Genomic DNA, 25,477 nt, shown 5'->3' with positions numbered 1-25,477 from the left:
ACCATGTCAGCCAAGCATCCCATCATCTCGATCACAGGCTCGTCAGGGGCTGGCACGACGTCGGTGAAGCGGATCTTCGAGCAGATACTCCGGCGCGAGAAGATCGAAGCTGCCTTCATCGAGGGCGACGCCTTCCACCGCTACGACCGCGCCGGCATGAAAGAAAAGGTCGCGGAGGAGGAGAAGAAGGGCAATCCCAACTTCACCCATTTCAACGCGGAGGCCAACGAACTAGCGATCCTCGAAGGCGTATTCGAGGAATATGGCCGTCGCGGCAGTGGCAAGACCCGCACCTACATCCATGACGAGGACGAGGCCAAGCTCTTTGGCGCGCCACCCGGCACTTTTACCGACTGGCGCGAATTTCCGGCAAGCGACCTGCTGTTCTATGAAGGACTGCATGGCTGCGCCGTGACCGACAAGGTGGATTTGGCCAAGCACGCTGACCTGAAGATCGGCGTCGTGCCAGTTATCAACCTAGAGTGGATCCAAAAGATTCATCGCGACCGCGCCACCCGCGGCTATTCGACGGAGGCGGTGGTAGACGTGATACTGCGCCGCATGCCGGACTATGTCCGCTACATCGTTCCACAGTTCGCGCTGACCAACATCAATTTCCAACGCGTGCCGATCGTCGACACCTCTAACCCGTTCATCGCGCGATGGATCCCTACGCCGGACGAGTCGATGCTGGTTATTCGCTTCGCCAATCCGCGCGGCATCGACTTCCCCTATTTGCTGTCGATGATCCACGACAGTTTTATGTCCCGCGCCAACTCGATTGTTGTGCCGGGCAACAAGCTCGACCTGGCCATGCAACTGATCCTGACCCCGCTCATCCTACAGCTGATCGAACGCAGGCGCCGAGTCGCTACCTGAGGAGGGAGCCCCATGAACACCAAAACCGTCATCCCGTCCGTCGCCAAACTGGCGGTCTCCGAAGTCGACATGGCGAATGCCATCCGTGCGTTAGCAATGGATGCAGTTCAGAAGGCCAGTTCTGGCCATCCGGGCATGCCGATGGGTATGGCCGATGTCGCCACCGTCTTGTTCAATCGTTTTATAACCCTTGACCCCTCTCAACCCGAATGGCCCGACCGTGACCGCTTCGTGTTATCGGCCGGCCACGGCTCCATGCTGCAGTACGCGCTGCACTTCCTGCTTGGCTATGAGGATATGCCTGTTGAGGAGCTGCAGCGCTTCCGTCAACTTGGCAGCCGAACCGCTGGCCATCCCGAATACGGTCATGCCCGAGGCATTGAGACCACAACCGGTCCTCTTGGGCAGGGAATTGCGACAGCTGTCGGCATGGCGTTGGCTGAGCGCATGCTGGCGGCTCGGTTCGGCGCGGAACTTGTCGACCATTACACCTATGTGATCGCCGGCGACGGCTGCCTGCAAGAAGGCATCAGCCACGAGGCGATCGATCTGGCCGGCCATTTGCGGCTCGATCGCCTGATTGTCTTTTGGGACGACAATTCGATTTCCATCGACGGCCCGACCTCGCTTTCCACGTCGACGGACCAGGCGGCGCGCTTTGCCGCAGCCGGCTGGCATGTACAGCGCATCGACGGCCACGACATGGAGGCCGTCGCCGACGCGATCGAAAAGGCGCGTCGCGCGGAACAGCCCTCGCTGATCGCCTGCCGCACGACGATCGGCAAGGGCGCCCCCAATCTCGGCGGCTCGGAAAAGACCCACGGCGCGCCACTCGGCGATGTCGAGATCGCCGCAACACGCAAAAACATCCGCTGGGCCCACGCGCCTTTCCAAATTCCTGACGAGATCTTGCGCAGCTGGCGCGCGGCTGCCGATCGGGGCCGAGCCGCTCGCGTGGCATGGGAAAGCAAGCTGGCGACATCGCCGCGCCGCCAAGAGTTCGAAAGCGCAGTGGCCGGCGAGCTTCCGGACGCTGTGTTCGAAGATCTCGATGCTTTCCGTAAGGAGCATTTCGAGAAGGCGACGAAAGTTGCTACGCGGAAGGCGTCGGAGCTGGCGCTTGCCGTCATCAACGCTGCCACGGAGCTAACAGTCGGTGGGTCGGCCGACCTGACCCACTCCAACCTAACGATCACCAACGGCATGGAGCGCATCGCGCCAAGCGAATTCTCCGGTCGCTATATCCATTACGGCATCCGCGAGCACGGCATGGCGGCGGCGATGAACGGCATCGCGCGGCACGGCGGTTTTATCCCGTACGGCGGCACGTTCCTTTGCTTCGCCGACTACGCACGCGGCGCGATGCGGCTCTCGGCCCTGATGGGCCAGCGGGTGATCTATGTGATGACCCACGACTCGATCGGGCTCGGCGAAGACGGCCCGACGCATCAACCGATAGAGCACTTGGCGATGTTGCGCGCCACGCCAAATCTGAATGTTTTCCGACCCGCTGATATCATTGAGACGGCGGAATGTTGGGAACTGGCGCTAGGGGAAAAGAAGCGTCCCAGCGTACTTGTGTTGTCTCGGCAAAACCTGCCGATGCTGCGCACAATCGTTCCCGAGGGCAACCGCTCGGCTCGGGGCGCCTATCTCATGCGAGAGTCGGTCGGGCGGCGTGACGTGACGCTGATTGCCACCGGATCGGAGGTCGAAATAGCCCGCGCAGCCGCCGACCTGTTGCACGACCAACATAAAGTCCGCGCAGCGCTTGTCTCGATGCCTTGCTGGGAGTTGTTCGAGGAGCAGGACGAGAACTACCGCGCCGAGGTCCTCGGCAAGGCACCGCGCATCGCGATCGAGGCCGCTGCCCGGCATGGTTGGGACCGCTGGATCGGCGAGAGCGGCGTATTCGTCGGTATGACCGGCTTCGGCGCTAGCGCCCCCGCGGCCGATCTCTACAGGCATTTTGGTATCTCGGCCGAAGCGATCGCCGAAGCCGCTCTCGCAATCATTCAGAAGGATTGAGGCATTGCCGGTCAGGGTTGCAATAAACGGTTTCGGCCGCATCGGGCGTAACATCCTGCGTGCCATCCTGGAATCGGGACGGACCGACATTGAAGTGGTCGCCATCAACGATCTCGGGCCAGTGGAAACCAATGCACATCTGTTGCGGTACGACAGCGTGCATGGCCGGTTTCCGGCGCGGGTCGTTGTCGAAGGCGATACAATGCGGATCGACGGCCATGCGCCGATCCGGGTCACCGCGATTCGCAACCCTGCTGAGCTGCCACATGCCGAACTTAGCGTCGACATTGCGCTCGAATGTACAGGACTTTTCACTACGCGAGAGAAGGCCTCCGCACATCTGGCCGCCGGTGCCAAACGTGTGCTGGTTTCTGCGCCGGCTGATGGTGCCGATCTCACCGTCGTCTACGGCGTCAACCATGACAGAATCGCGGCCGAGCACATCGTGCTTTCGAACGCGTCATGCACAACCAACTGTCTCGGGCCGATCGCCAAGGTTCTGCACGAGTCCGTCGGGATCGAACGCGGGTTCATGACGACGATCCATTCCTACACCGGCGACCAGCCAACGCTCGACACGTTGCATAAGGATCTCTATCGCGCCCGCGCTGCCGCGCTGTCTCAGATACCGACCTCGACGGGCGCCGCCAAGGCGGTCGGCTTGGTGCTCCCGGAACTGAAGGGCAGATTGGACGGCGTTGCCATTCGTGTTCCGACAGCCAACGTCTCGGTGGTGGACTTCAAGTTCGTGCCAGTGCGCCCAACGACTGTCGAGGAAGTGAACGAGGCGATGAAGACCGCCGCGCGGGGTTCGATGGCCGGCATCCTGGCGATTGTCGACGAGCCATTGGTCTCATCGGATTTTAATCACAGCCCTGCATCCTCTTCGTTCGCGCTCGACCAGACGAAGGTCATCGACGGGCAGTTCGTACGAGTGATGTCCTGGTATGACAACGAATGGGGTTTCTCCAACCGAATGGCTGACACGGCGGTCGCGATCGGCGGTGTCCTGTGAGCGCGCTTGTCGACATCGGCACGGCCGACGTCGCCGGTCATCGCGTCCTCATCCGCGCGGATCTAAACGTGCCGTTGCGCGATGGCAAGGTTGCGGACACGACACGCATCGACCGCTTCGCGCCAACCGTCGATGCATTGATCGACCGCGGCGCGAAGGTTGTGGTGATGACGCATCTCGGCCGCCCCGCCGGCGAGCCGAATCCAATCTACTCCACCCGACCGCTGGTGCCGGCACTGGCCGCGGCGACAGGGCGCAAGGTAGCCTTCGTACCGGATTGCGTCGGCACGGTCGCTGAACTTGCCTCGTCGCACCACGAGCAAGACACGATTCAGCTTCTGGAAAACCTCCGCTTCCACAAAGGCGAAGAGCAAAACAGCCGGTCCTTCGCGCTGCGTCTTTCGATCAACGGCGATATATACGTCAATGACGCATTTTCCTGTGCGCACAGGGCTCACGCTTCGACGCATGCCATCGCGCAGCTGATGCCCGCCTATGCCGGTCCTTCCCTGTTGGCGGAGGTTGCAGCTCTCCAGGCGGCGCTAGAGAGCCCGACGCGGCCCGTGGCGGCGTTGGTGGGCGGCGCCAAGGTGTCCTCGAAGATCGCCATCCTAGACCAACTGGTCACGCTGATGGACCATCTGATTATCGGTGGCGGCATGGCCAACACCTTTCTCGCTGCTCAAGGCTTGAAGGTTGGGCGCTCTCTCTATGAGCCAGACTGCGTCGATATCGCCAAAACCATCATGGCAAAGGCGGCGGCCAGCAACTGTAAGATCCTGTTGCCCGACGACGTAGTTGTAGCGACCAGTCTCGACAGTAGCGCCGCGCGTGCCGAGGTTTCCGTTGACGCCATCCCACCGGATAGAATGGCGCTGGATGTTGGAGCCAATACGATCTCCCGCATAAACGACCTGCTGGCTTCGTGCCGCACTTTGCTGTGGAATGGCCCCCTGGGAGCTTTTGAGGTCGAGCCGTTCGCTGCGGGTACATTCGCCGTCGCGCGCCGCGCCGCCGCTCTGACGCAAGCAGGCACGATGGTAACGATTGCCGGCGGCGGCGATACGGCCGCGGCGCTCTCAGCCGCCGGCGTAGCCGACCGGATCACTTACCTCTCGACCGCAGGCGGCGCTTTTCTGGAATGGCTCGAAGGCCGCAGCCTGCCCGGCATCGAGGTGCTACGCAACAGAGTTCCAAATCCGGAGATCGCCTGACATGGCCAAGATCACGCTTCGCCAACTACTCGACCATGCCGCCGAGCGCGGCTATGGGGTGCCCGCCTTCAATATCAACAACATGGAACAAGGCCTCGCCATCATGGAGGCCGCAAAGGCCTGTGATGCACCGGTCATCATTCAGGCGTCACGCGGAGCACGCAGCTACGCCAATGACATCATGTTGTCGAAGATGATGGAAGCGTTGGCCGAAATCTACCCAGACATTCCGCTCTGCATTCATCAGGACCATGGCAACAATGAAGCGACCTGCCTGACTGCGATCCGCCACGGCTTCACGTCGGTCATGATGGACGGGTCGCTGATGGCCGACGGCAAGACGCCGGCAAGCTATGACTACAACGTCGAGATCACGGCGAGTGTCGCAGAAATGGCGCACGCTGTTGGCGCTTCCGTCGAAGGCGAACTCGGCGTGTTGGGCTCGCTTGAGAGCGGCCATGGCGAGGCGGAGGACGGCCACGGCGCCGAAGGCGCGCTCAGTCACGACCAACTTCTTACTGACCCTGATCAGGCGGTCGATTTCGTGATGCGGACGAAGGTCGATGCGCTTGCGATCGCCTGCGGCACCTCGCACGGCGCCTACAAGTTCTCGCGCAAGCCCGACGGCGACATCCTCGCCATGCACGTTATCGAAGCGATTCACCAGAAGCTCCCCAACACGCATCTGGTCATGCATGGATCGTCCTCGGTGCCGCAGGATTTGCAGGATCTTATCAACGCCCATGGCGGCGAGATGCCCCAGACATTCGGCGTTCCTGTCGAAGAGATCGTGCGCGGCATCCGCCACGGCGTGCGCAAGGTCAACATCGACACCGATTGCCGCATGGCAATGACCGGTCAGTTCCGGAAGGTCGCCGCCACCAATCGCGCGGAGTTCGATCCTCGCAAGTTCCTGAAGCCAGCCATGGATGCGATGCGCGATCTCTGCCGTGCCCGCTTCGAAGCCTTCGGCACGGCTGGCAATGCCAGCCGCATCAAAGTGATTCCGATGGACGACATGTCAAAACGGTACGTCAACGGCCAACTAGATCCCAAGATTCTGGCTCCGCGCGCCGCCTGAGCCATCCTATTACCGAAGAAAGGAATGCACAAATGAATGCAGAACCTAAAGAACTGAAGGGCAAGGAGCGCTACAAGTCGGGTGTTATCCCCTACAAACAGATGGGGTACTGGGACCCGGACTACCGGCCGAAGGACACCGACCTCGTCGCGCTCTTTCGCATCACGCCACAGCCCGGCGTCGATCACGAGGAGGCGGCGGCAGCCGTCGCTGGTGAGAGCTCGACGGCGACCTGGACGGTGGTTTGGACCGACCGGCTGACAGCCTGCGAGCTCTACCGCGCCAAGGCGTTCAAATCCGAGCCGGTGCCGAACACAGGTCCCGGCACCAAGACCGAGCAGCAGTACTTCGCCTACATCGCCTACGACCTCGACCTGTTCGAGCCGGGCTCAATTGCCAACCTGACTGCATCGATAATCGGCAACGTGTTCGGCTTCAAGGCAGTCAAGGCCTTGCGCCTGGAGGATATGCGCATCCCCGTCGCCTACCTGAAGACCTTCCAGGGTCCGGCGACCGGCATCGTCGTCGAGCGCGAGCGGCTCGACAAGTTCGGCCGGCCGCTGCTCGGCGCGACGACCAAGCCCAAGCTTGGCCTGTCAGGCCGCAACTACGGCCGCGTCGTCTACGAGGCGCTGAAGGGCGGCCTCGACTTCGTCAAGGACGACGAGAACATCAACTCTCAGCCCTTCATGCACTGGCGCGACCGCTTCCTCTACTGCATGGAGGCTGTGAACAAGGCGTCGGCCGCCACCGGCGAAGTCAAGGGCCATTATCTCAACGTCACCGCCGGCACGATGGAGGAGATGTACGAGCGCGCCGAATTCGCCAAGCAACTGGGCTCCTGCATCGTCATGATCGATCTCGTCATCGGTTATACGGCGATCCAGTCGATGGCCAAATGGGCGCGCCGCAACGACATGATCCTGCACCTGCACCGCGCCGGCAACTCGACTTATTCGCGCCAAAAGAACCACGGCATGAATTTTCGCGTCATCTGCAAATGGATGCGCATGGCCGGCGTCGACCACATCCATGCCGGCACCGTGGTCGGTAAGCTGGAAGGCGACCCGCTGATGATCAAGGGATTCTACGACACGCTGCGTGAGGAGCGCACGCCGCAGAACCTCGAGAACGGCCTTTTCTTCGACCAGGAATGGGCGTCGCTGAACAAGGTGATGCCGGTCGCCTCGGGTGGCATCCACGCCGGACAGATGCACCAGCTCCTGCACTATCTCGGCGAGGATGTGGTGCTGCAGTTCGGCGGCGGCACGATCGGCCATCCGGACGGCATCCAGGCGGGCGCCACCGCCAACCGCGTGGCGCTGGAGGCGATGATCCTCGCCCGCAACGAGGGCCGCGACTATCTGCGCGAAGGGCCACAAATCCTCGAAGCGGCGGCAAAATGGTGCTCGCCGCTGAAGGCGGCGCTGGAGGTATGGAAGGACGTCACTTTCAACTACGAATCCACCGACACGGCCGATTTCGTGCCGACCGCAACCCCGAGCATGTGAGGACCAACGCCATGATGACCAATCCCGGAAACAAGGTCACGCAGGGGCAGTTCTCGTTCTTGCCCGACCTGACCGACACTCAGATATCGGCGCAGATCAAATACGCGCTGAAGAACAACTGGGCCGTGAGCGTCGAGTATTCCGACGACCCGCACCCTCGCAATACCTATTGGGAAATGTATGGCAACCCGATGTTCGACCTGAAGGATCCGGCGGGTATCCTGATGGAGATCAACAACTGCCGCAAAGCGATGCCGCACATGTACATCCGCGTTACCGCCTTCGATTCGACCAAGGGGTGGGAAGCGCCGCGCATGTCGTTCATCGTCAACCGGCCGCCGAACGAACCCGGATTCCGTCTGCTGAGGCAAGAGCGCGACGGACGCAGCCAGGGTTACACGATCATTCCCTATGCGACCGATCGACCCGAGGGCGAGCGGAGCTGAGGGAAGCTGGCTGATTGAATGCGTTCCCGGTCTTGCGAGGCGAGCGCGTGACCGGGAAGCGGTGAGCATATGGGAATGAACAATGGATACCATAGTTCTCTCCGACGACGCCGTCGTCGACCTCCAAGCGGAGTTCGAGGCCTCGAATATGGACGAGGTCATGACCAAGCTCGATCGCGAGCTAGTCGGCTTGAAGCCGGTCAAGACCCGGATACGGGAGATCGCAGCGCTGCTGCTGGTCGACCGGCTGCGCAAGAAGTTCGGCATCTCCACCGGAACGCCGACGCTTCACATGAATTTCACTGGCAATCCCGGCACGGGCAAGACGACGGTGGCGCTGCGCATGGCGGAAATCCTGCACCGCCTGGGCTATGTGCGCGAGGGGCACCTCGTCTCTGTGACGCGCGACGATCTGGTCGGCCAATATGTCGGCCACACGGCGCCAAAGACGCGCGAGATCATCAAGAAGGCGATGGGCGGCGTGCTGTTTATTGACGAGGCCTATTACCTCTACAAGCCCGAGAACGAGCGCGACTACGGCCAGGAATCCATCGAGATCCTGCTGCAATGCATGGAGAGCCACCGCGACGACCTCGTGGTGATCCTGGCCGGCTACAAGGACAAAATGGACCGGTTCTTCCTCAGCAATCCCGGCATGCGCTCACGCATCGCCCACCACATCGACTTTCCCGACTATCGTCCGGACGAGTTGCAGGACATCGCCATGCTCATGCTCGCAGAACAGAACTACCGGTTCAGCGACGGCGCGGCGCAGGCGCTTAAGGAATACATCCCGCTGCGCATGACGCTGCCGCACTTCTCCAATGCGCGCTCGATGCGCAACGCGCTCGACCGCGCAAGGCTGCGCCAAGCAAACAGGCTGTTCTTGGAGCGCGACCGGCCGCTGACGCGGCTTGACCTGATTACTATCGAGGAGCCCGACATTCGTGGCAGCCGCATCTTCGTCGAAGGCCGGTTGGAGGGCGAACCGGAGTTCGCGCCGGCGGGGTGAGTATCGGACAGCGGCGAGGGAGCAAAAGCATGCACAGACCGATGACTATCGCGCCTTCTGTATTGTCGGCAGATTTTTCGAAGCTGGGCGAAGAAGTCGAGACGGTCGTCGCCGCCGGTGCCGACTGGATCCATCTCGATGTGATGGACGGTCATTTCGTGCCCAACATCACCTTCGGCCCGCCGGTCGTCAAGGCGATCCGCAACCGCACCGACAAGATTTTCGATTGCCATCTGATGATTGCGCCCGCCGACCCCTACATTGCCGCGTTCGCCGACGCCGGCTGCGACATCATCACCGTACACGCAGAATCAGGGCCGCACCTCGACCGCTCGCTGCAGGCGATCAGGAGCCTCGGCAAGAAGGCAGGCGTGTCGCTCAATCCGTCAACGCCGGAGAGCGTCATCGAATATGTGCTCGACCGCCTCGACTTGATCCTGCTGATGACAGTCAACCCGGGCTTTGGCGGACAGGCCTTCATTCCGGTCGTGGTCGATAAGGTCAAGAGGGTCAAGGCCATGATCGGTAAGCGGCCAATCGATATCGAGATCGACGGTGGCGTGACGGCCGAGACAGCCCCACTAGTGGCGGCTGCGGGCGCCAATGTGCTCGTAGCAGGCTCAGCAGTGTTCAAGGGCGGTTCGGAGGACAGCTACCGGCGAAACATCGCCGCGATCCGCCAAGCCGCCGAGGGCGCTGTTGTGGGGGATGGGGCATGATGCAGGCCGGACATACACGGCTACGACGCCCGGCCGCCGTATTCTTCGATCTAGATGGCACCCTCGTTGACTCCGCGCCAGACCTTGCCGTCGCGGTCAACACCCTGATGTCGGCCTATGACTTGCCATCGCACACGCTGACTGCAGTTCGAGGGATGGTCGGCCACGGTGTCGCCAAGCTCGTTGAGCGCGCTTTCGCCGCGCACGGGATCACCCTGACCAACCGAAACCTGATCGACAAGTATCTGCAGATGACTGAGATCTATGCGCAGAACCTTACCCGGCTCACAACGGTACGACCGGAGGCTGGCGACGTCGTGCGGGACTTGCGCAAGGCCGGCATTGGTACTGGTGTAGTGACCAACAAGCCGGAGGGATTCGCCCGTGTCATCCTCAATCATTTCGGCCTTTCGCCGCACCTTGACATCGTCATCGGCGGCGACAGCGGCTATGCTTTGAAGCCGGAGCCCGAGATGCTGTTTGCCGCGTGTTCTCATTGTCGCTGTGAGCCGGGGGATGCGGTGATGGTTGGCGACAGCGGGGCCGACGTGGCAAGCTCGCGGGCGGCCGGAATGCGCGCTGTCCTGCTGCGCGGTGGCTACACCGAAACGCCGGCAGACAAGCTCGGTGCGGACTTCGTGATTGACGGTTTCAAAGATCTTCCGGATCTTCTTCTTTTGATGAGTGGTGTACGATGACGCTGCGGGCCGTGGTGTTCGACGTCGACGGCACTCTGGCAGAAACCGAGGAAACCCACCGCCAGGCGTTCAATCAAGCATTTAAGGAACACGGCCTCGACTGGGTGTGGGATCGTGCTCTCTACCGAGCGCTACTGAACGTGACCGGGGGGCGAGAACGGATTGCCGCGTTTGCGCATTCGCAGGGCGTAGAGGTCGACACTGCCACACTGCATGCTCACAAGAATGATATCTACAACAACAAGATCAGGTCCGGCAGCGTCGAGCTGCGTCCAGGCGTCGCCGACCTGATCCGGCACTGTCGGGAGAACGGGCTGGTAGTGGCGATTGGCACGACGACCAGTCGGGCGAACGTGTATTCGCTGCTAGAGGCGACACTCGGACAAGAGGCCGGGAACCTGTTTGCCAGCATCCGGGCAGGCGAGGATGTGAAGAGGAAGAAGCCCGACCCGGAGGTGTACGAACTCGTGCTCGCCGATCTGAAACTCGACGGACCGTCCTGCCTTTGCGTAGAGGATTCCTGCAACGGCCTCATCGCTGCCCGGGCGGTTGGCATGCGGACCGTGATTACTCCCAGCATTTATACCAGCGGCGACGACTTCGCCGGGGCTGATCTGATCCTGCGAAACCTTGGCCAACCGTGGTCGTCGCCCGAGTTCAATCCATACACTTCACTGATCAACCAGCCGCTTGACGTATCCCGCTTGCTGATGCACGCCGCTCGATCTGGGGGGTGACCAATCGGACGCCTTCGATCCTCGCTTCCCCGACGAGGTCGAGGAAGTCACTGTGCCAATAATCCATCTCGACAATACGCCAGCGGCCGGCAAAGACCTTCGCAACGCGGAATCCTGGCATGCCTGAGCGGGGCGCGGTTGAAGCGAGTGTTCTACCCTGCTAACTAGATAAGCAGAGTGGAAACACACTTTATGGAACATGCAAGCACGATTATTGTCCTTCCATGGGCAGGAAGCGACTGGTCCTCGGCTCTCGACGTGCTATCGGAGCGCTATGCCTATCGCGTTATCTCTGCAGGCTCGGTCGCCGAAGCCCTCACCACCCTGGGCAGCATCCATGTCGACTTAGCGATTGCCGAAGATTGTGCGGGGGAGGCGACAGGTCTGGATTTTCTCACGCGGTTGAGGGTTTCCCATCCCGAAATCATGCGAGTCTATGTCACTCCCGGCTCGGCCTTCGCTTCCGAGCAGGCGCTATCACAGGCTGCCATCTATCAGTTTATCCTGGCGCCGCTTGACGTAGTCCAGCTTGGCCTAGTCGTCGAACGCGCATTAGAGACCCGCGAGCTTGCGCGCCGGCACCGCATCCTCTCGCGGGAATTCAAGATCTCTGGTGGTTCATCCATCTTCGGCGATCGTAGCGGGCCAACCTTTCGCCAGGAAAGTCAGAGATTCGAAAAGCTGATCTATGTTGTCGATTTACACTTCAAAGTGGGACTCGGGCAGCTTTTGCGAAAGAGTTACACTCCAATTGAGACTCAGAGCAGGGGAGTCTCAATTGGAGTGTAACGCATGGACGGCTATGCGAACGCTGCTTCCTTTTCCAAGGCTGGCCTCCAAGATTCGATGCTGTCATCGGTAATACGTTCGGTACCGTCCTGTATGGCTTCGATTGCGAGTTCGTTGAGTATTCCGAAGACGCGTGCTGTGACGCCGTCTCCGAGACGAGAAAGATGTCGTAAGCTTTGGCTCGATAAAGCCGACGGAAGTCTCAGCGGCAGGCTGCGCAGGATCGCCGTCACCAACTCCTGGAATTCCTCATCTGCCTTCCATCTGGGCAGCACAAACTGATCCAGACGCCGAGCCAGTTGGGTGTCGCCGGCAATTGCGTCGCGCGCTTCCGACACGCCAAGGCAGACAAGCGAGGCTTTGATCTCGTTGCTCAGATATCGCAGAAGCTGGAGGATCACGCGCTGTTCCCTTGGGGTCCCAGCGAGAAGGTTATGGACCTCGTCAAACACCAGAACGCGTACATTGTTGCTTTTCAGCAAGAGGACGGTTCTTATCTCAAGTTCCATGAGGGTCAGGCGTTCGTTGATGCTGGCTCCCATGGCCATCAGCAACTGCCCATAGATTCGGCGTTCTGTCGGGCGCGATGTCAACGTGATTGCCAGCACCGGCATGCTCTCCACGCCGGTGCTATAGTTGATAGTCGGCGGATGATCGCGCTTGAACTTCTCCACGAGCATTGTCTTGCCCATGCCGCTATGACCATAAATCGCCAGACCGGGTGGACGTGTTGTTGGCGGATGGTCGCACAATGCATCAAGATGCCGCAATACCCGGCGAGCGCGATCGAAGCCGACCCAGCGATCGGATCGAATGGCGCGTATCCTTGTATGGTTCGGTCCATTTGCCAGTGTGGCAGCGCTGGGCGCCAGGTGCGGGAGTTCGATCATTGATCCCAGAATTCCGTATCGTCGTCTGAATGGGTTGGTTTTGCCAAATCGATAGATTGAACGGTACTGTGTTTTTCACTGCTCGGTTCAATTGGTCGCCGGGTAACACTCCGGCGAGCTTTTGCGCTTGAAGATGCAGCTATATCCTCGATCTGCCTCTGCTGCGCGATGGCCGCAAAGATAACGCCCTCATGCAATTCAATTCGTCCCTGGTCCCGAAGTGTCTTCTTGGCGTGCTTCCACTCCCACCAGGAAACAGGCGGGAATGCGAGATTGCGGTATCGCGCTTCAATAAACCGGCCATCGGATTGGCGAACGAATATTCGGGAAAGGTCTCGTGGGTCATATTTGATCTCGAGTTCGGCGCCACGACCAACATCGCGTGATAGTGCGTCAGACCAGTACCGGATCTTTTCCAGATGAATGCCGTCCTTCAGCAAGCGCCGCCGGTCACCAGGCAGGAAACTGGTCCAGAATGCCATTCGATCAGATGGCAGATTGAAGTCGACTTCACCTTGCCGCTCGCGCCAAATCGCCAGGGGAGGGCGCAACAGTGATGAGTGGATGCGCTGATGGTATTTGCCAACGATTTCCAGCGCGATCCATTTTTCCAACTCGCGCAATGTAAGATTCGCGCGTCCCTCCGAATTGTAGTCGCCTCTGATCTTCACATTGCTGAACGTCGTGCCGGGCAGCAGGTGCACTGCCCCCATCATTGTTCCGATCAACCGTTCGATATGGCCCCCGAAGCGGGGTGTGGCCGGCGGTCTGAACTGGAGTTTCATGCCGTATTCTTTGCAGGCATCGGCCAGCGCCCGTGACCTGAAATCTGCGCCATTGTCGCAGTGAAGAACCTCAGGTAATCCGGCGACGGGCCAGGGGATATCAATCCCCCGTTCATCCAGCCAGGCAGTCTTGTCGTACACCGCATGCAGAAGGCAGAGGCCAACGGACGTGCTTGATGGCGCTTCCAATGATAAATGGAAACCCGCGACCATCCTCGTGCAAACGTCAATGGCAATCGTCAGAACTGGTCGACCGATGGGTCGGCGAAACTGTTCATCGACAACAACGACATCGACGATTGTGTGATCGACCTGCCAAAGCGCGTTCGGTTTGGCGACATTGAACTGGCCAGGACTCGGTGTAGAGGCGGCTTCAATCTCGCGCTCCCCGCGTTTGCGTGCCGCTGAAATCGGTACCAGTTCCGATACTCTACGTTGCACGGTGCTCCGGTGAGGAGGGGACAGGCCTTCGGTGAGGCAGACTTCCCGAATACGCCGCAAGAGTGCAGCAAAGCTTGGCTTTTCTTTTTTGAGCCAGAAGCCATCCACTTGCTCGGCAATGACACGCTCGGTTCTCGGGTCAAGCCGGACTGCTCCTACTTGTGTGCCACGTTTCCTAGGGCGCAGACTGGATGTGCGTTGCGTCTTTCTGAACCGTGCGGCCAGCCGAAACAGTGTTGATCGCGGGATGCCAAACTTTTTGCGCGCAGCCGCGACAACCTCAGCGGTTACTTGCCCACCTGTATGGCGGAGCAGATATCGAAGGAATTCCTCCGGACAATCATCGTGATCGGGGTAATCTGGGGAGATCATGCGTGACACTACGGTCGATCGACCGGTCGATCAATCTCATTTTGAGTGTAATAACTGCCCCCTAGACTCTCTTTTGAAGCGTAAGGTCTTATACTTCAGTCTCACACAAACCATTGAAATCACTCAATGCGTGAGTCCCAGTTTCAAACGTAAATCGACATGAAGGACCACGATCGGCTAGCGCTGGCGAAGAACCAGATGGAGCGGCGGCTTCGCGAGAGACGCGCGAGCTCAAAGCTGCCTGACTTGGTGGAAATGGTGCTCTCGCGACCGCTGGTTTCGACCGGGATGATCCAAGCGACGCTGAAAGTGTCGAAGCAAGGCGCGCTCAATCTTGTTGGGGAGCTCCACCTACGTGAAATGACGGGCAGGGGGCGGTTCCGGGCGTGGGGGATCGTGTGAAGGCACCGGGTTTTCACAACGCAAATTGCTCAGATATCCTGTGCCACCAACCTGGCGTTTTACCTCCTTTCAATCGTCGGAAGCTGCTTCGGCCTGCGCCGTTGGCTTTGGCGTCCCGGCCGAGCGCATATATCCGATCACCAATTCTCGCAGGTAGTTTTGGCTGAAACGTCGCGTCCGCGCGTACGACAGGACCAGGCCGATACCGAGGACCGCGAGATACTTCCATCTGATCGCTCCCGCGTCGGGGAACAGCAGGGTCAATCCAATCGAAAGGATAAACGCAGACACCAGTCCTCGTCCCAGGCCGTACATCCTTAGCATGATGTCTAGCCTGCTGTTGCTGTCGTGCGCTCGCACCTCGGCCGCCATCTCGCCTCGCGCCGCTCGCCAATCGGAGGCGGACATTTCTGCTATGTCGCCCAAGCCCTTCTCTTTGAGCAAACGGCTTATCCGTTGAAACTGCGCTGCGCTTACGGGACCGGACCCGCGTTTCCTGAGAAGCTCGGACGGATTGAGGCCGAGCTTCGTTTCGAGCGCTTCAACCACGTTTCCGATTGACTGCAAGAGGAAACCCGAGACCAACGCCACCAGAACGATGACGCCAAACCCGCCGAGATCGATGCCATCCTTTGCGATCACGTCTCGAACGTCGGGCGACAAAAGAGTGAGAACGAGGGCGACGACTGAGCCCGGCACTACCAGGCTAACATATTCATATGGATCAAGCTTCATGGCAGCGTTTCCTCAAGGGATTCGATCGTCACGGCAGGCGTGGCGCCCGAGCGATCCGAATCCGCAATAACGCCGCGGATCGACCCCGGCGTCCGGATCATCAGCACGACCGGAAAGCGTTGGCCAAGCGCAAGCGCAGCGGCCGTTGCGAGATCGGTGAGCGAGGCTGGCGTATTCGCAAGGTGGTTGTGCCAAGTACCCACCGGGTAAAGTGTACCGCGGGTTCGATCGTTGTACGCTTTCAGTCGATCCCGGATACCCTCAACCCCCAAGGTAAACTCGGCCGCGGAGAACCGACTGTCTGGCGGAGGCTCGACGATATCGACGATATGGAAGCTGTCGGTCGCCTCATTGAAGCGTCCAATCAGGATGCCTCCCGTCTCAACATGAGGACGGTCGGCAATTGCGGAGTCGATAAGCTCAACAACCCTGTGAGAGATCGACGCCCTGCGGCCAGTCGAGCTGCGCAGCCTCCGAAAGGCGGGGACAGGGAACCGCTGCCACGACTGGTTCATCAGATCATCATCCACCCGTCCAATGGCCAACTCTCCGTCTTGCACCGGAAGTCCGCGTTCGAGGGCAGTGGAGAGATAGCGTGCCATGCCTGGGACGAAGCTCGAGAGCCTGGCATCTGTCATCTGCGCCGTCCGTGTCGAGCATCCCTGACCCACGACAACGACGTCGCTGGCGCTAGCCAGTGCAAGTTCGCGCAGCGTGTCGTCGTCGGCCATCAATCTGTAAGACTCGGCTTGAAGATCCTGGACGCTCGGATTGGCCTTCGGTCCTTCAATGGCCATATAGCTCACTGAGCCGCGGCCCAATAGCGAAGTCTCAACCACCCTTGGACGCTTGGCCTCCACTTGAGGGAGGCACAGAGCGTCAGTAACGGTTGGAGACCCGGTCGCGTCGACAAGGAGCTGGGTCGCTTTGGGCCATATCTGCTTCGGAGGCGGCGACGAGGCGAGCGCGACCGCGAGATCTTCGTGCAGCGGCGTCGCAGACTGGCCGAGACCCTGAATAGCTCTCGCTACGGCATCGGCCTTCCAATCAGGCACTGGAAACTGCGGTATCGGCACCAGACCATGACGAGCATAGTTGTGGGGAGCCATCAGAGATCGATCGACCAACGTGGTTGGCGCCCGTCCTTCCCTTGCTAAGTGAATCGCAAGCTTGGCGCCGACGCTTCCACAGCCGATTAGCGTCCATTGTGCTTCTTCAAGTGGCCGGGATCCAGATACGGACGCGAGCAGTTTCCGGCTGATCGCGTCACGCACCGCCGCGGGCCGTACCGGCACCTCGCTGCTGCCGCTGAAATCCGAGGCCGAGCGTACCTCAATGACGTAGGGCACGATCTCAAGCGGCGATCCTTGCCCTATCACATGGGCGGGTCGCCGAACCACGAGTAGCAGGGTCAGGATGAGGGGAAGCTTGTATGCCGATTTCCCAAATCGCGTCTGGAGAAGCCCGAATGCAGCGCGCAATTGCCCCTGGAGACCGTAATGCGCTGCGCGATCGGTGAGCTCAGCCATCGTCCGGACTGTTTCGGGAAGATACCTGTCCGAAACAACGGGGTCCCCAGAAGGGGTTTTTCCGCCCCAGACGATAACCGAAAGGCCGACCCCCGCGGCGTTTTCGATCACCTTCCTGAAGACGTCAGGTCCGAGGCTCTGCCGTTGAGCTTCAACTGAAATCGCATAGGCGTGCCCGCCGCTACGAAGTTCGAGACCAAGATGCTGCGAGACCGCGAACGCGGAGCCCCCATCGCGGTTGACAAACCCCCGGACGAAGTTTGGGTCCACTTCCACCCAATCGTTGATGAGGTCGCGGCGAACCGGCTCCCATCCTTGGCTGAAATCCATGAGGGCAGCCGCCGCAGCCTTCTCTAGCCAGTCGGCGACCTGGACCATGATGCCATCCATCCCGCGGTATCGGAGCAGGTCCTGGGGATCGCCCTCGAAATAGCAGGGCCGGGGAGGGTCCTCAGTCCGACCAGGCTGCACATGGGGATGGGATCTATTAAAATCCTGGCGAAGCTCGATGAGGGGCACTGCCAAGGGGAAGGAATCATCGAACGTGAACGTCACGGTCTCGACGGGTCGAACGCCAGCCGGGCTCTGGCCAGCACCGATCCAGCGGCTCGGCATCGGCACAACGAAGTCGACAGCCACCTTACTGCCATGTTCGTCCAACGTACGGATCTCGCGGACAAGAGGATGCCCCGAGACAACGTCAAGCGCGCGACGGATCGCCTTGGTTACGCCGGTCAAGGGCCATCCCTTAACCGTGCTTGAACGGCTGAGCGCCGTAGGCAGATGAGCTTCCCGCCGCCGCGCCTGCCAGACCGCCGATGATCGATGGCGCGGCCAGAGCGGTCGTCCTCGTCTTGATCTTCAGGCCATCGCCGGTGACCTCGAACTCCAGCGGCTCATCGCCTTTGAGCTCACCAAGGCATTCGAACGTCCCGTTGACGTCGCTGAGGATCTCCTTGTATTCGCGCTTGGCTCTGATGCAGGGTGGGTCCACATCGTCATCCTTGATAGGTTTGGAGCTCGAAATCACATAGGCGCCCGACAAGGCCTGACCGAGAGCCTTTCGTGCGTCGGGCGAAACTTCAGCCAATTCCTTCCAGTCCGACCAGCTGTCCCACGACAGGCTGTGCCACGAGCAATGATGGGGTGCGGCCAACAGGTCGTATTGGAGATTCTCCGGTGCATCCTTGTTGCGCTGCCAGAGGCGCTCCCAAATGCCGACTTCGGCATCGCCGCCAAACAGATAGCGGCTGGCTCCAGAGAGCGTGAACGTACCGAGCTCGATGTTCACGACGACGCTGGAATCATTCTTGCTCAGCTCCTCCTCTTCCTGCTCGTCATCCTGCGGCGGAATCGGCGCAATGAGACGGGCACGGAAGTCAATTTGGTACGAGCCGCAAATGCTCTGAAAAACGCTGTCTGTGCGGACCAGGATCGCTCCCAAACCGTCCGTTTTCCCGTTGATGTCCTCGCCAAGAATTAGAATGCGATCACCATCGCTGAGGTAGCCGAAATCGCGGAACCGCTTGACGCGACGGCGCGCTTCCGTGGCCCATGCGTTCGCGTCGTCGCACAATGTGTGTTGCTTCTTCGATGCGCGCCGGAAGACGATGGGCGACGACCACATCTCACGGATCACGATCTTATCGGCTTTGGCACTCCACTCCGAGACGGGGCCAAGGTGAAAGTGCTTCCAAAAGCCGCGGCAATGGTCCTGGTCGGGATGCGTCAACAGGAACGCGTCTACATAGAGATAGCCGGCGGGATCTCTCTTCAGCCGGGAGCGAAGCTGCTGGGCGACATCTGGAGCGTCCCCATCCGGATCGTCGGCATCGGAGCGAATGTTGCAGTCAATGAGAATGGTTTTTTCCGACGCTGTCGTCAGAAAATGCATGTCGCCGTTGTCGACTTTGAAGTGGGTGGAGCTGGCCGTCATGGTCAAGTATTCCTCGGAGTGTGTGCCGGCGTCGGTTTACAAACGTCAGCTCCTTGTTGAGTCTGTGCCACATTAGATGGGAAAACACGGAACTTTTGCAAGGGTTATCGGTTTACAATTTGCCTATCCAATCCCAAATGTGTAAACCGCTGTGAATTGTGGGGAAAGAAACATGATCGGACAGAAGCTGAAGCTCGCCCGCCTTGCGTCCGGTCTGTCACTGCGGGAGCTGGCGGCCCGAATCGACGGGCTCGTCACGGCGCAGGCGATTGGAAAGTACGAACGCGACGAGGACATGCCAAGCTCACGTGTTTTGATCGCGCTGGCAGGCGCGCTCGACGTGACCGAGGACTATCTTCTCAATGATGATGAACTTGTGCTTGAAGGCATAGAGTTCCGGAAGAAATCCGCGTCGTCACGTGAAGTGGCAACGATCGAGGCGCGCACGCTTCATCTTCTCGAGCGCTATCTCGCAGTGGAAGATCTGCTTCACTTGCGCAGTGTCGATTGGGAAAAGCCGCGAAGCGCGCCGCACCCTGTCTCGGATATCCGCGATGCGGAAGATGCTGCTCGGTCTGTCCGTGACGATTGGGGACTAGGAAATAACCCGATCCCTAAGCTCGCCGAGCTTCTCGAAGAGCGGGGTGTCAAAGTCCTCTCTTTGGATCTGGACGATATCGATGGCCTGGCTGCGAAGGTTCGCAGGAAGGACCGTGAGGCTGCCCGTGTGATCGTCGTAAAGAAAGATACGTGGTCCGAGCGAAAACGGTTCAATCTTGCCCATGAACTCGGACACATGGTCATGGCCCCAGGTCCAGGTGTCGATCCGGAGAAGGCAGCACATCGCTTTGCCGGAGCCTTCCTGATACCGGCGGACGCATTGCGTGCTGAGGTTGGCGCCAAGCGGTCTTCTATCAGCATTGGTGAACTCGTAGCACTCAAGCAACGCTTTGGCGCGAGCATTCAGGCAATTGCTTATCGCTGCAAGGATCTTGGCATTATCAGTGGGCCGGCCTTCTCGAGTCTCTATCGCGTTTTCGCGAGTCGCGGCTGGCGCTCCCCTCCGTACCAAGAACCGGGAACGATCCCGCCACAAGTGGAGGAACCAAAGCGTTTCGAGCGGCTCTGCTATAGGGCGCTAGCGGAGAAAGTGATTGGGGAGGCGCGAGCGGCTGAATTGTTAGGCATCTCGGTCCGCGAGCTTGGGGCACGCCTTGATCAGGGGGCGCTGTGACCTCGTGCGCGTTCTTGTCTCTGACACCTCGGTTATTATTGACTTAGAGCGAGGCAACCTGCTCGAGCATATATTTCGATTGCCGTTCGAATTCGCGGTTCCGGACCTTCTCTTCCATCGTGAACTCAAAGGACCCACAGGCGACGGCCTTGTCGCCCGCGGTCTCCGCATTGAAGAGCTTTCCTCGCACGAGGTGACGCGCGCGACCACCGTACAGCGCCGAAATCCTACGCTATCTTTTGCAGATGCGTTTGCCTTTTCCTTGGCTGAGATGCGGGGCTGGCTCCTCCTGACAGGAGACGGCGGTCTGAGACGTCTGGCGATCGCGGAGCGGCTGGAGGTGCATGGAGTACTGTGGCTTCTGGACCAGATGGAGGCGGGTAGACATTTATCATCTGTCGAGCTTCACGTTTGCCTCTCGTCAATCGCGTCCCACCCACGATGTCGATTGCCTGTTCCCGAGGTTCGCAGGCGTCTGGCGCGCTATCGATGATTTTGGTGAAGGCGCCTATAGTTGACGCCTTTCGATACTCAGGTCGCGGCCATCGACATAAGATGGATCCTGGTGAACAGGTTTCTTGATTGGGGAAGGGCGAAACTAACTTGAGATTTTCACTCTTGGTCGAATTTCAACGTCCGCTGAAACCGCCACATTTTGTGAAATTGCGGTTGACATATTTCAGCAGATCAGCCATTTTCAGCGGATGCTGAAATCGGGCGACTCATTGAAAAGCATTGAGCATCAAGCTGCGGACGCCCTGCGGACCGTCTTCAACGATATTCCGCACGTTTCCATCGAGAGTGTAGAGGTTGGAACCGACGCTTTCGATCGCGAAATCGATATTCTTGCGCATATCAGCGCCTTCGGGCGCACACATATTCTCGTCTGTGAGGTCAAGTCGAGCGGACAGCCGCGCCACGTTCACTCGGGCCTGCTCCAGGTGCGAAGGGCGGTAAACCACATAGGAAAAGGCGCAATTCCTGTGTTCATTGCGCCCTTTCTTTCTCCAGAAGCACAGGCTCTTTGCCAAGAAGAAAATGTGGGCTTCCTCGATTTCGAGGGAAATTGCCGGCTCGCTTTCGACGGCATATTTATTGAGCGTAAGGTTCCGACCCGACCCGCAATCGAACGCCGCGAGTTGAAGTCGATCTTCAAACCGAAATCCGCGCAGGTTCTGAGAGTGATGTTGCGCGATCCACACCATGCCTGGCGCGTCACCGAGCTTGCGGAAGCAGCCGGTGTCAGTCTCGGCCACGTCAGCAATGTCCGCGCTGCGCTTGTGGATCGGGAGTGGGCGAAAATCGGCGACGATGGCATGTCGCTTTTTCGGCCGGCGGCGGTTCTGGACGCTTGGCGGAACTCTTATGAGCCGCCAGCGGGTGATCGCCAAACCTTCTACACTACCTTGCACGGCAAAGCGTTCGACCAGGTCGTTCGCGATGTGCTTGGTGCGTCGAATCGAATTGACCGAGCGATCCTCGCATCGTTCTCGGCAGCGCAATGGATTGCGCCATATGCTCGGGTAGCCAGCCAGTTCTTCTACGCAGATAGTGGAGGTCTCGACCGTCTACGGCATGCCCTCAAGCTGTCGTCTGCGGCGAAGGGTGAAAACGTTGTGGTCACGATCTTGAAGGATGAAGGGCCACTGCTTGATACAAGCGAGCCGGCGCCCGGCGTCGTTTGCACAAGTCCTGTTCAAACTTACCTTGATTTGGCGATATCCGGGGAGAGGGGACAGGAGGCTGCTGACCATCTGCGGCAGGAGAAATTACAATGGCTCCAGTAGTACCGCCCGATCCGCAATCGGCTGCCGACTACGACGACCGCACCACCGCAGCCGTGAAATCGGTTCTGCTGGAAATTGGTCAGATACTCGGCAGCTTCAAAGGCAAGTTCGCCGTGATTGGCGGCGCGGTGCCTTGGCTCCTCCTAGAAAACGAAGAAATGCCGCATGTCGGAACTCTCGACGTCGATCTGGGCCTCGATACCGAGGCACTTGGAGATGGCGAATACGCCCGACTTGTCGAGGCACTTATGGGGAATGGGTATGAGCAGCGTGACGATCATCGTCTGTTCCAGCTTGTTCGGACAGTGCCTGTCGATGATGGTGGAGGTCCGATCGATGTGGTTGTCGACTTCTTGCGTCCTTTCGACGCCGTCTTCACAAAGAACAAACCGCCGCTGATCGAGCATTTTGCCGTGCAGCGTGCATCGGGTGCCGAATTGGCCTTACGGTTCTACAACCTCGTTGCGATTTCGGGCGAGATGCCGAATGGAGGCGCGAACCACGTCAACATCGCCGTCGCATCGATCCCCGCCCTCCTCGCAATGAAGGGGTACGCAATCGAGAACCGCCTGAAGAGGAAGGATGCGTACGACATCTATTACTGCGTTCGAAACTATCCAGGTGGCCCCGATGCACTTGCTGCGGATTGCGAGCCGGTTCTCGCTCACAAGGAAGGCAAAGAGGGCTTCGGGTTTATTGCCGGCAAGTTCGAGGCGGTTGATAGTTTTGGCCCCACTAGCGTCCGCCAGTTCGTGCAGGACACGCAAATTCTCGGGGAACGTACCGCCGACCAATGGCAGCAGGATGCATTTGGTCAGGTCGATGCGTGGCTCCGTGCACTTGGCTGGAGAGGGTAGGTGGCCGCGCTGCTGCCGTTCCTCGCTAGCAATTTTTCTTTTGGGAGTGCAGCGGGTTGAAGCGCGTAGCTGAATATCCTGAACGCTACAATGACCGTCTATTTTATCACTGAATTGGACAACAGCCTTGCCGGCCGCCTTTATGTGAAGGGCGGACGCTCGCAGGCGGTCGATCGCCGCATAGCCAACCTGCAGACTGGCAATCGCCGTAGAATTGCGTTGATGGGAGAAATTCGGACCGGATCGATTTCCGAAGACCGCGTGATCGAACGGCGGTTGCGCCTCATATTCGACCACAAAGCAGATTCGGGAGAATGGTTTTTCCTGTCGGCAGACGACGTTATTTCTGCCCTGAAGCTCTTTTCATCGAGGGCTTACATCTCTGTCGGACAAGATGCCTTCGAGATCATTTCCTATGATAGGGACGCGGTTCCGGAATATGCTAGTCCATGGCTATGGGGCGAGCTCGACTGCTATGAATTCTGCCCCAACTGCGGGTGGGCGGGTGGCTGGGCCTACACCCGGCTTCGGCGGTCAGGCCTTCATCCCCGCCGTGGTGGAAAAGGTGCGGCGCGTCAAGTCGATGATCGGCGACCGGCCGATCGAGATCGAGATCGACGGCGGGGTGACGCCCGAGACCGCACCGCTGGTCGCTGCTGCGGGCGCGAACGTGCTGGTGGCTGGCTCGGCGGTATTTAAAGGCGGCACGCCGGACGTCTACACGAAGAACATCGCTGCCATCCGTGACGCCGCCGACTTGGCGGTGCGGAAGATTGCATAACCCTTCGGGCAAAGGGACCGGATATGTCGGCGACAGCTCTTATTTGCGATTTCGGATGGCCCGCAGCGGACGCCATCCTGATCGGCGTAGACCGACGGAAGCACCGCATCCTGGACAACGCCGGGCCGCGCGGGCTCGTCGTCGCCTTCATTTGCAACCACTGTCCCTATGTGAAGGCGGTGATCGGCCGCGTCGTGCGCGACGCCCGCGACCTCAGGCAATACGGTATCGGTTTCGTCGCAATCAATCCGAACGATGCCTCCAGCCATCCGGACGATTCGTTCGCGAACATGGTGCGTTTCGCGCAGGAGCGGCAGTTTGATTTCCCATATCTGCACGACGCGGACCAGTCTGTTGCACGCGCCTACAACGCCGTCTGCACGCCGGACTTCTTCGGTTTCAACGCCTCGCTCAGCCTGCAGTATCGCGGCCGGCTCGACGCTTCGCGAAAGGAGGAAGGTCCGTCGGATCTTCGTCGCGATCTCTACCAAGCGATGGCCCAGATCGCCAATTGCGGGCATGGACCGGACGGTCAGATCGGCTCGATAGGCTGCTCGATAAAATGGAAAGAGCGGGCATGACGCCGGCCCGTCCGCTCGGAAATGTCCCGGAACGCCCCCGCGCCGTGCTGTTCGACCTCGACGGCACGCTGATTGATTCAGCGCCTGATCTGCGAGCGTCGATCAACATCCTGCTTCGACAATACGAGCTAGGGTCACTCTCCCTGGAGCGGGTACGGGGAATGATCGGCAACGGCATCAAAATGCTTGTCGAACGCGCCTTCGACAGTTGCGGGCATCCGCTTGTCGGCGAAGAGCTCGATGCGGGCTATGCCGCGATGCTCGATATTTACAGCGGTCACCTCACGACGTTCACCAGGCCGATGCCGGGAGCGCGCGCGGCAATCCGGTTGCTCCACGCGAAAGGCTTTCGCATGGGCGTCGTGACCAACAAGCAGCAGGCCGCTACCGAGCGCATTCTCGATCATTTCGCGCTGACACCCTTTCTCGGCGCGGTGATCGGCGGCAGTCCCGGGATGAATCCCAAGCCGGCGCCCGACATGCTTCTGCGCGCCCTCGACCGGCTCGGCGTGGAGCCCGGCGACGCCGTGATGGTCGGCGACAGCGGTATCGACGTCGAGGCAGCGCACAATGCCGGCCTGCCGGCTGTCATCGTTCTCAACGGATATATGCGAAGCTCGGAGGAGGCCGCGAAGGCCGCCGTCACAATCGCCAGCCTCGAAGAATGCCCCGCGGCTGTCGGAGCGATATGGATGTTCGGCCGAGAACGCCTGCCGCAGCTTGCCCGGCCTCAGCGGCCGACACGCGATTGAAGACAATGGTTCTTCCCATGGTGCCGTCGAAGCGACTGTCGCGATGGAAGACCGGACCGACTACCGCCGTATCCGCGGCGGTTCGTACGTCGACGTTGTGGCACATGGCGTTCGCTCGAGATCACAACTTCCTTCGGGCGCGCGCCGCCGCGAGGAAATCTCTTCTTTCGTTGGCTATGACAGCGCGCATCGCCGGGGCCTTCAGGCTGCGCATTGTCAATCCACACGAACCACATGTAAAATACCCGGCAGGGAGAGAGCGCGCG

The 25,477-nt window shown here is 59.8% G+C and carries 24 protein-coding genes and 2 pseudogenes; 21 read left to right on the top strand and 5 right to left on the bottom strand.

Annotated features, from left to right (window positions below; all coding sequences use genetic code 11):
• Positions 1 to 3 precede the first annotated feature (3 nt).
• The 12 genes from IHE39_RS24950 (at position 4) to IHE39_RS24895 (ending at position 12,129) form a co-directional block, all read left to right on the top strand.
• Positions 4 to 879, top strand: coding sequence for a phosphoribulokinase (locus IHE39_RS24950; protein WP_192568367.1), 876 nt, complete (start codon positions 4 to 6; stop codon positions 877 to 879).
• 12 nt (positions 880 to 891) lie between these two features.
• On the top strand, positions 892 to 2,907 hold the full coding sequence (gene tkt, locus IHE39_RS24945) for a transketolase (RefSeq protein WP_192568366.1): 2,016 nt from the start codon (positions 892 to 894) through the stop codon (positions 2,905 to 2,907).
• Between the two features lie 4 nt (positions 2,908 to 2,911).
• Entirely contained in the window at positions 2,912 to 3,922 is a 1,011-nt protein-coding gene (gene gap, locus IHE39_RS24940) for a type I glyceraldehyde-3-phosphate dehydrogenase (protein ID WP_192568365.1), read from the top strand.
• The gene (locus IHE39_RS24935; RefSeq protein WP_192568364.1) at positions 3,919 to 5,136 is read left to right on the top strand and encodes a phosphoglycerate kinase; all 1,218 of its coding nucleotides are present in this window, start codon (positions 3,919 to 3,921) and stop codon (positions 5,134 to 5,136) included. The genes gap and IHE39_RS24935 overlap by 4 nt, the downstream gene beginning before the upstream one ends.
• Position 5,137: 1 nt before the next feature.
• On the top strand, positions 5,138 to 6,217 hold the full coding sequence (gene fba, locus IHE39_RS24930) for a class II fructose-bisphosphate aldolase (protein ID WP_192568363.1): 1,080 nt from the start codon (positions 5,138 to 5,140) through the stop codon (positions 6,215 to 6,217).
• Positions 6,218 to 6,249: 32 nt separating this feature from the next.
• Entirely contained in the window at positions 6,250 to 7,728 is a 1,479-nt protein-coding gene (locus IHE39_RS24925) for a ribulose-bisphosphate carboxylase large subunit (protein WP_192568362.1), read from the top strand.
• Between the two features lie 11 nt (positions 7,729 to 7,739).
• A complete protein-coding gene (locus IHE39_RS24920) occupies positions 7,740 to 8,174 on the top strand; it encodes a ribulose bisphosphate carboxylase small subunit (RefSeq protein ID WP_192568361.1) in 435 nt (144 codons plus the stop codon).
• 82 nt (positions 8,175 to 8,256) lie between these two features.
• Positions 8,257 to 9,186, top strand: coding sequence for a CbbX protein (gene cbbX, locus IHE39_RS24915; RefSeq protein ID WP_192568360.1), 930 nt, complete (start codon positions 8,257 to 8,259; stop codon positions 9,184 to 9,186).
• A gap of 29 nt (positions 9,187 to 9,215) precedes the next feature.
• Positions 9,216 to 9,905, top strand: coding sequence for a ribulose-phosphate 3-epimerase (gene rpe / locus IHE39_RS24910; RefSeq protein ID WP_192568359.1), 690 nt, complete (start codon positions 9,216 to 9,218; stop codon positions 9,903 to 9,905).
• The gene (gph, locus tag IHE39_RS24905) at positions 9,902 to 10,603 is read left to right on the top strand and encodes a phosphoglycolate phosphatase (RefSeq protein WP_192568358.1); all 702 of its coding nucleotides are present in this window, start codon (positions 9,902 to 9,904) and stop codon (positions 10,601 to 10,603) included. Before rpe ends, gph begins: the two co-directional genes overlap by 4 nt.
• Positions 10,600 to 11,340 carry an HAD-IA family hydrolase gene (locus IHE39_RS24900; protein ID WP_192568357.1) on the top strand — a complete coding sequence of 247 codons (741 nt, stop codon included), beginning with the start codon at positions 10,600 to 10,602 and terminating at the stop codon, positions 11,338 to 11,340. Before gph ends, IHE39_RS24900 begins: the two co-directional genes overlap by 4 nt.
• A gap of 192 nt (positions 11,341 to 11,532) precedes the next feature.
• Positions 11,533 to 12,129: a response regulator gene (locus IHE39_RS24895; RefSeq protein ID WP_192568356.1), complete on the top strand. Its 597-nt coding sequence runs from the start codon at positions 11,533 to 11,535 to the stop codon at positions 12,127 to 12,129.
• Between the two features lie 11 nt (positions 12,130 to 12,140).
• On the opposite strand, the gene IHE39_RS24890 is transcribed toward IHE39_RS24895, so the two are convergent.
• On the bottom strand, positions 12,141 to 13,019 hold the full coding sequence (locus tag IHE39_RS24890; RefSeq protein ID WP_192568355.1) for a TniB family NTP-binding protein: 879 nt from the start codon (positions 13,017 to 13,019) through the stop codon (positions 12,141 to 12,143).
• Positions 13,016 to 14,617 carry a TnsB C-terminal domain-containing protein gene (locus IHE39_RS24885; RefSeq protein WP_192568354.1) on the bottom strand — a complete coding sequence of 534 codons (1,602 nt, stop codon included), beginning with the start codon at positions 14,615 to 14,617 and terminating at the stop codon, positions 13,016 to 13,018. Before IHE39_RS24885 ends, IHE39_RS24890 begins: the two co-directional genes overlap by 4 nt.
• A gap of 159 nt (positions 14,618 to 14,776) precedes the next feature.
• Here IHE39_RS24885 and IHE39_RS24880 point away from each other — a divergent pair, with 159 nt between their 5' ends.
• Positions 14,777 to 15,019: a helix-turn-helix domain-containing protein gene (locus IHE39_RS24880; RefSeq protein WP_343070127.1), complete on the top strand. Its 243-nt coding sequence runs from the start codon at positions 14,777 to 14,779 to the stop codon at positions 15,017 to 15,019.
• A gap of 69 nt (positions 15,020 to 15,088) precedes the next feature.
• Here the strand turns inward: IHE39_RS24880 and IHE39_RS24875 are convergent, their stop codons facing one another.
• Genes IHE39_RS24875 through mblB form a run of 3 tightly spaced genes read right to left on the bottom strand, consistent with a single transcriptional unit; the run spans position 15,089 to position 19,219 of the window.
• Positions 15,089 to 15,754: a hypothetical protein gene (locus IHE39_RS24875; protein WP_192568353.1), complete on the bottom strand. Its 666-nt coding sequence runs from the start codon at positions 15,752 to 15,754 to the stop codon at positions 15,089 to 15,091.
• Positions 15,751 to 18,021 (bottom strand): anti-phage 6A-MBL system cap2_3 protein, encoded by a 2,271-nt coding sequence (gene cap2-3, locus IHE39_RS24870; protein WP_192568352.1) that lies wholly within the window; start codon positions 18,019 to 18,021, stop codon positions 15,751 to 15,753. Before cap2-3 ends, IHE39_RS24875 begins: the two co-directional genes overlap by 4 nt.
• A gap of 10 nt (positions 18,022 to 18,031) precedes the next feature.
• Positions 18,032 to 19,219, bottom strand: coding sequence for an anti-phage 6A-MBL system MBL-fold protein (gene mblB / locus IHE39_RS24865; RefSeq protein ID WP_192568351.1), 1,188 nt, complete (start codon positions 19,217 to 19,219; stop codon positions 18,032 to 18,034).
• A gap of 172 nt (positions 19,220 to 19,391) precedes the next feature.
• Between mblB and IHE39_RS24860 the strand changes: the two genes are divergently transcribed.
• The 8 genes and pseudogenes from IHE39_RS24860 to IHE39_RS24835 all read left to right on the top strand — a co-directional run bounded on the left by IHE39_RS24860 (position 19,392) and on the right by IHE39_RS24835 (position 25,211).
• Positions 19,392 to 20,453: a helix-turn-helix domain-containing protein gene (locus IHE39_RS24860; protein ID WP_192568350.1), complete on the top strand. Its 1,062-nt coding sequence runs from the start codon at positions 19,392 to 19,394 to the stop codon at positions 20,451 to 20,453.
• A 4-nt stretch (positions 20,454 to 20,457) separates the two neighbouring features.
• The gene (locus IHE39_RS31285) at positions 20,458 to 20,946 is read left to right on the top strand and encodes a PIN domain-containing protein (RefSeq protein ID WP_491844520.1); all 489 of its coding nucleotides are present in this window, start codon (positions 20,458 to 20,460) and stop codon (positions 20,944 to 20,946) included.
• A 232-nt stretch (positions 20,947 to 21,178) separates the two neighbouring features.
• Positions 21,179 to 22,240 carry a type IV toxin-antitoxin system AbiEi family antitoxin gene (locus tag IHE39_RS24855; RefSeq protein ID WP_246485626.1) on the top strand — a complete coding sequence of 354 codons (1,062 nt, stop codon included), beginning with the start codon at positions 21,179 to 21,181 and terminating at the stop codon, positions 22,238 to 22,240.
• On the top strand, positions 22,228 to 23,097 hold the full coding sequence (locus IHE39_RS24850; protein ID WP_192568348.1) for a nucleotidyl transferase AbiEii/AbiGii toxin family protein: 870 nt from the start codon (positions 22,228 to 22,230) through the stop codon (positions 23,095 to 23,097). Before IHE39_RS24855 ends, IHE39_RS24850 begins: the two co-directional genes overlap by 13 nt.
• A gap of 90 nt (positions 23,098 to 23,187) precedes the next feature.
• A pseudogene (locus tag IHE39_RS31170) lies at positions 23,188 to 23,448 on the top strand (GIY-YIG nuclease family protein); the annotation flags it as partial.
• 169 nt (positions 23,449 to 23,617) lie between these two features.
• Positions 23,618 to 23,878, top strand: a pseudogene (locus tag IHE39_RS24845) (ribulose-phosphate 3-epimerase); the annotation flags it as partial.
• A 23-nt stretch (positions 23,879 to 23,901) separates the two neighbouring features.
• Entirely contained in the window at positions 23,902 to 24,459 is a 558-nt protein-coding gene (locus IHE39_RS24840; protein WP_192568347.1) for a thioredoxin family protein, read from the top strand.
• Positions 24,456 to 25,211, top strand: a complete 756-nt coding sequence (locus tag IHE39_RS24835) for an HAD family hydrolase (protein WP_192568346.1) — start codon at positions 24,456 to 24,458, stop codon at positions 25,209 to 25,211. Before IHE39_RS24840 ends, IHE39_RS24835 begins: the two co-directional genes overlap by 4 nt.
• Positions 25,212 to 25,477: the final 266 nt, after the last annotated feature.

This window comes from Aminobacter carboxidus, from assembly GCF_014863355.1.
Classification (GTDB): domain Bacteria; phylum Pseudomonadota; class Alphaproteobacteria; order Rhizobiales; family Rhizobiaceae; genus Aminobacter; species Aminobacter carboxidus.
The sequence above is the reverse complement of the archived record's forward strand: the minus strand, read 5'-3'. Positions and strand labels throughout refer to the sequence as shown.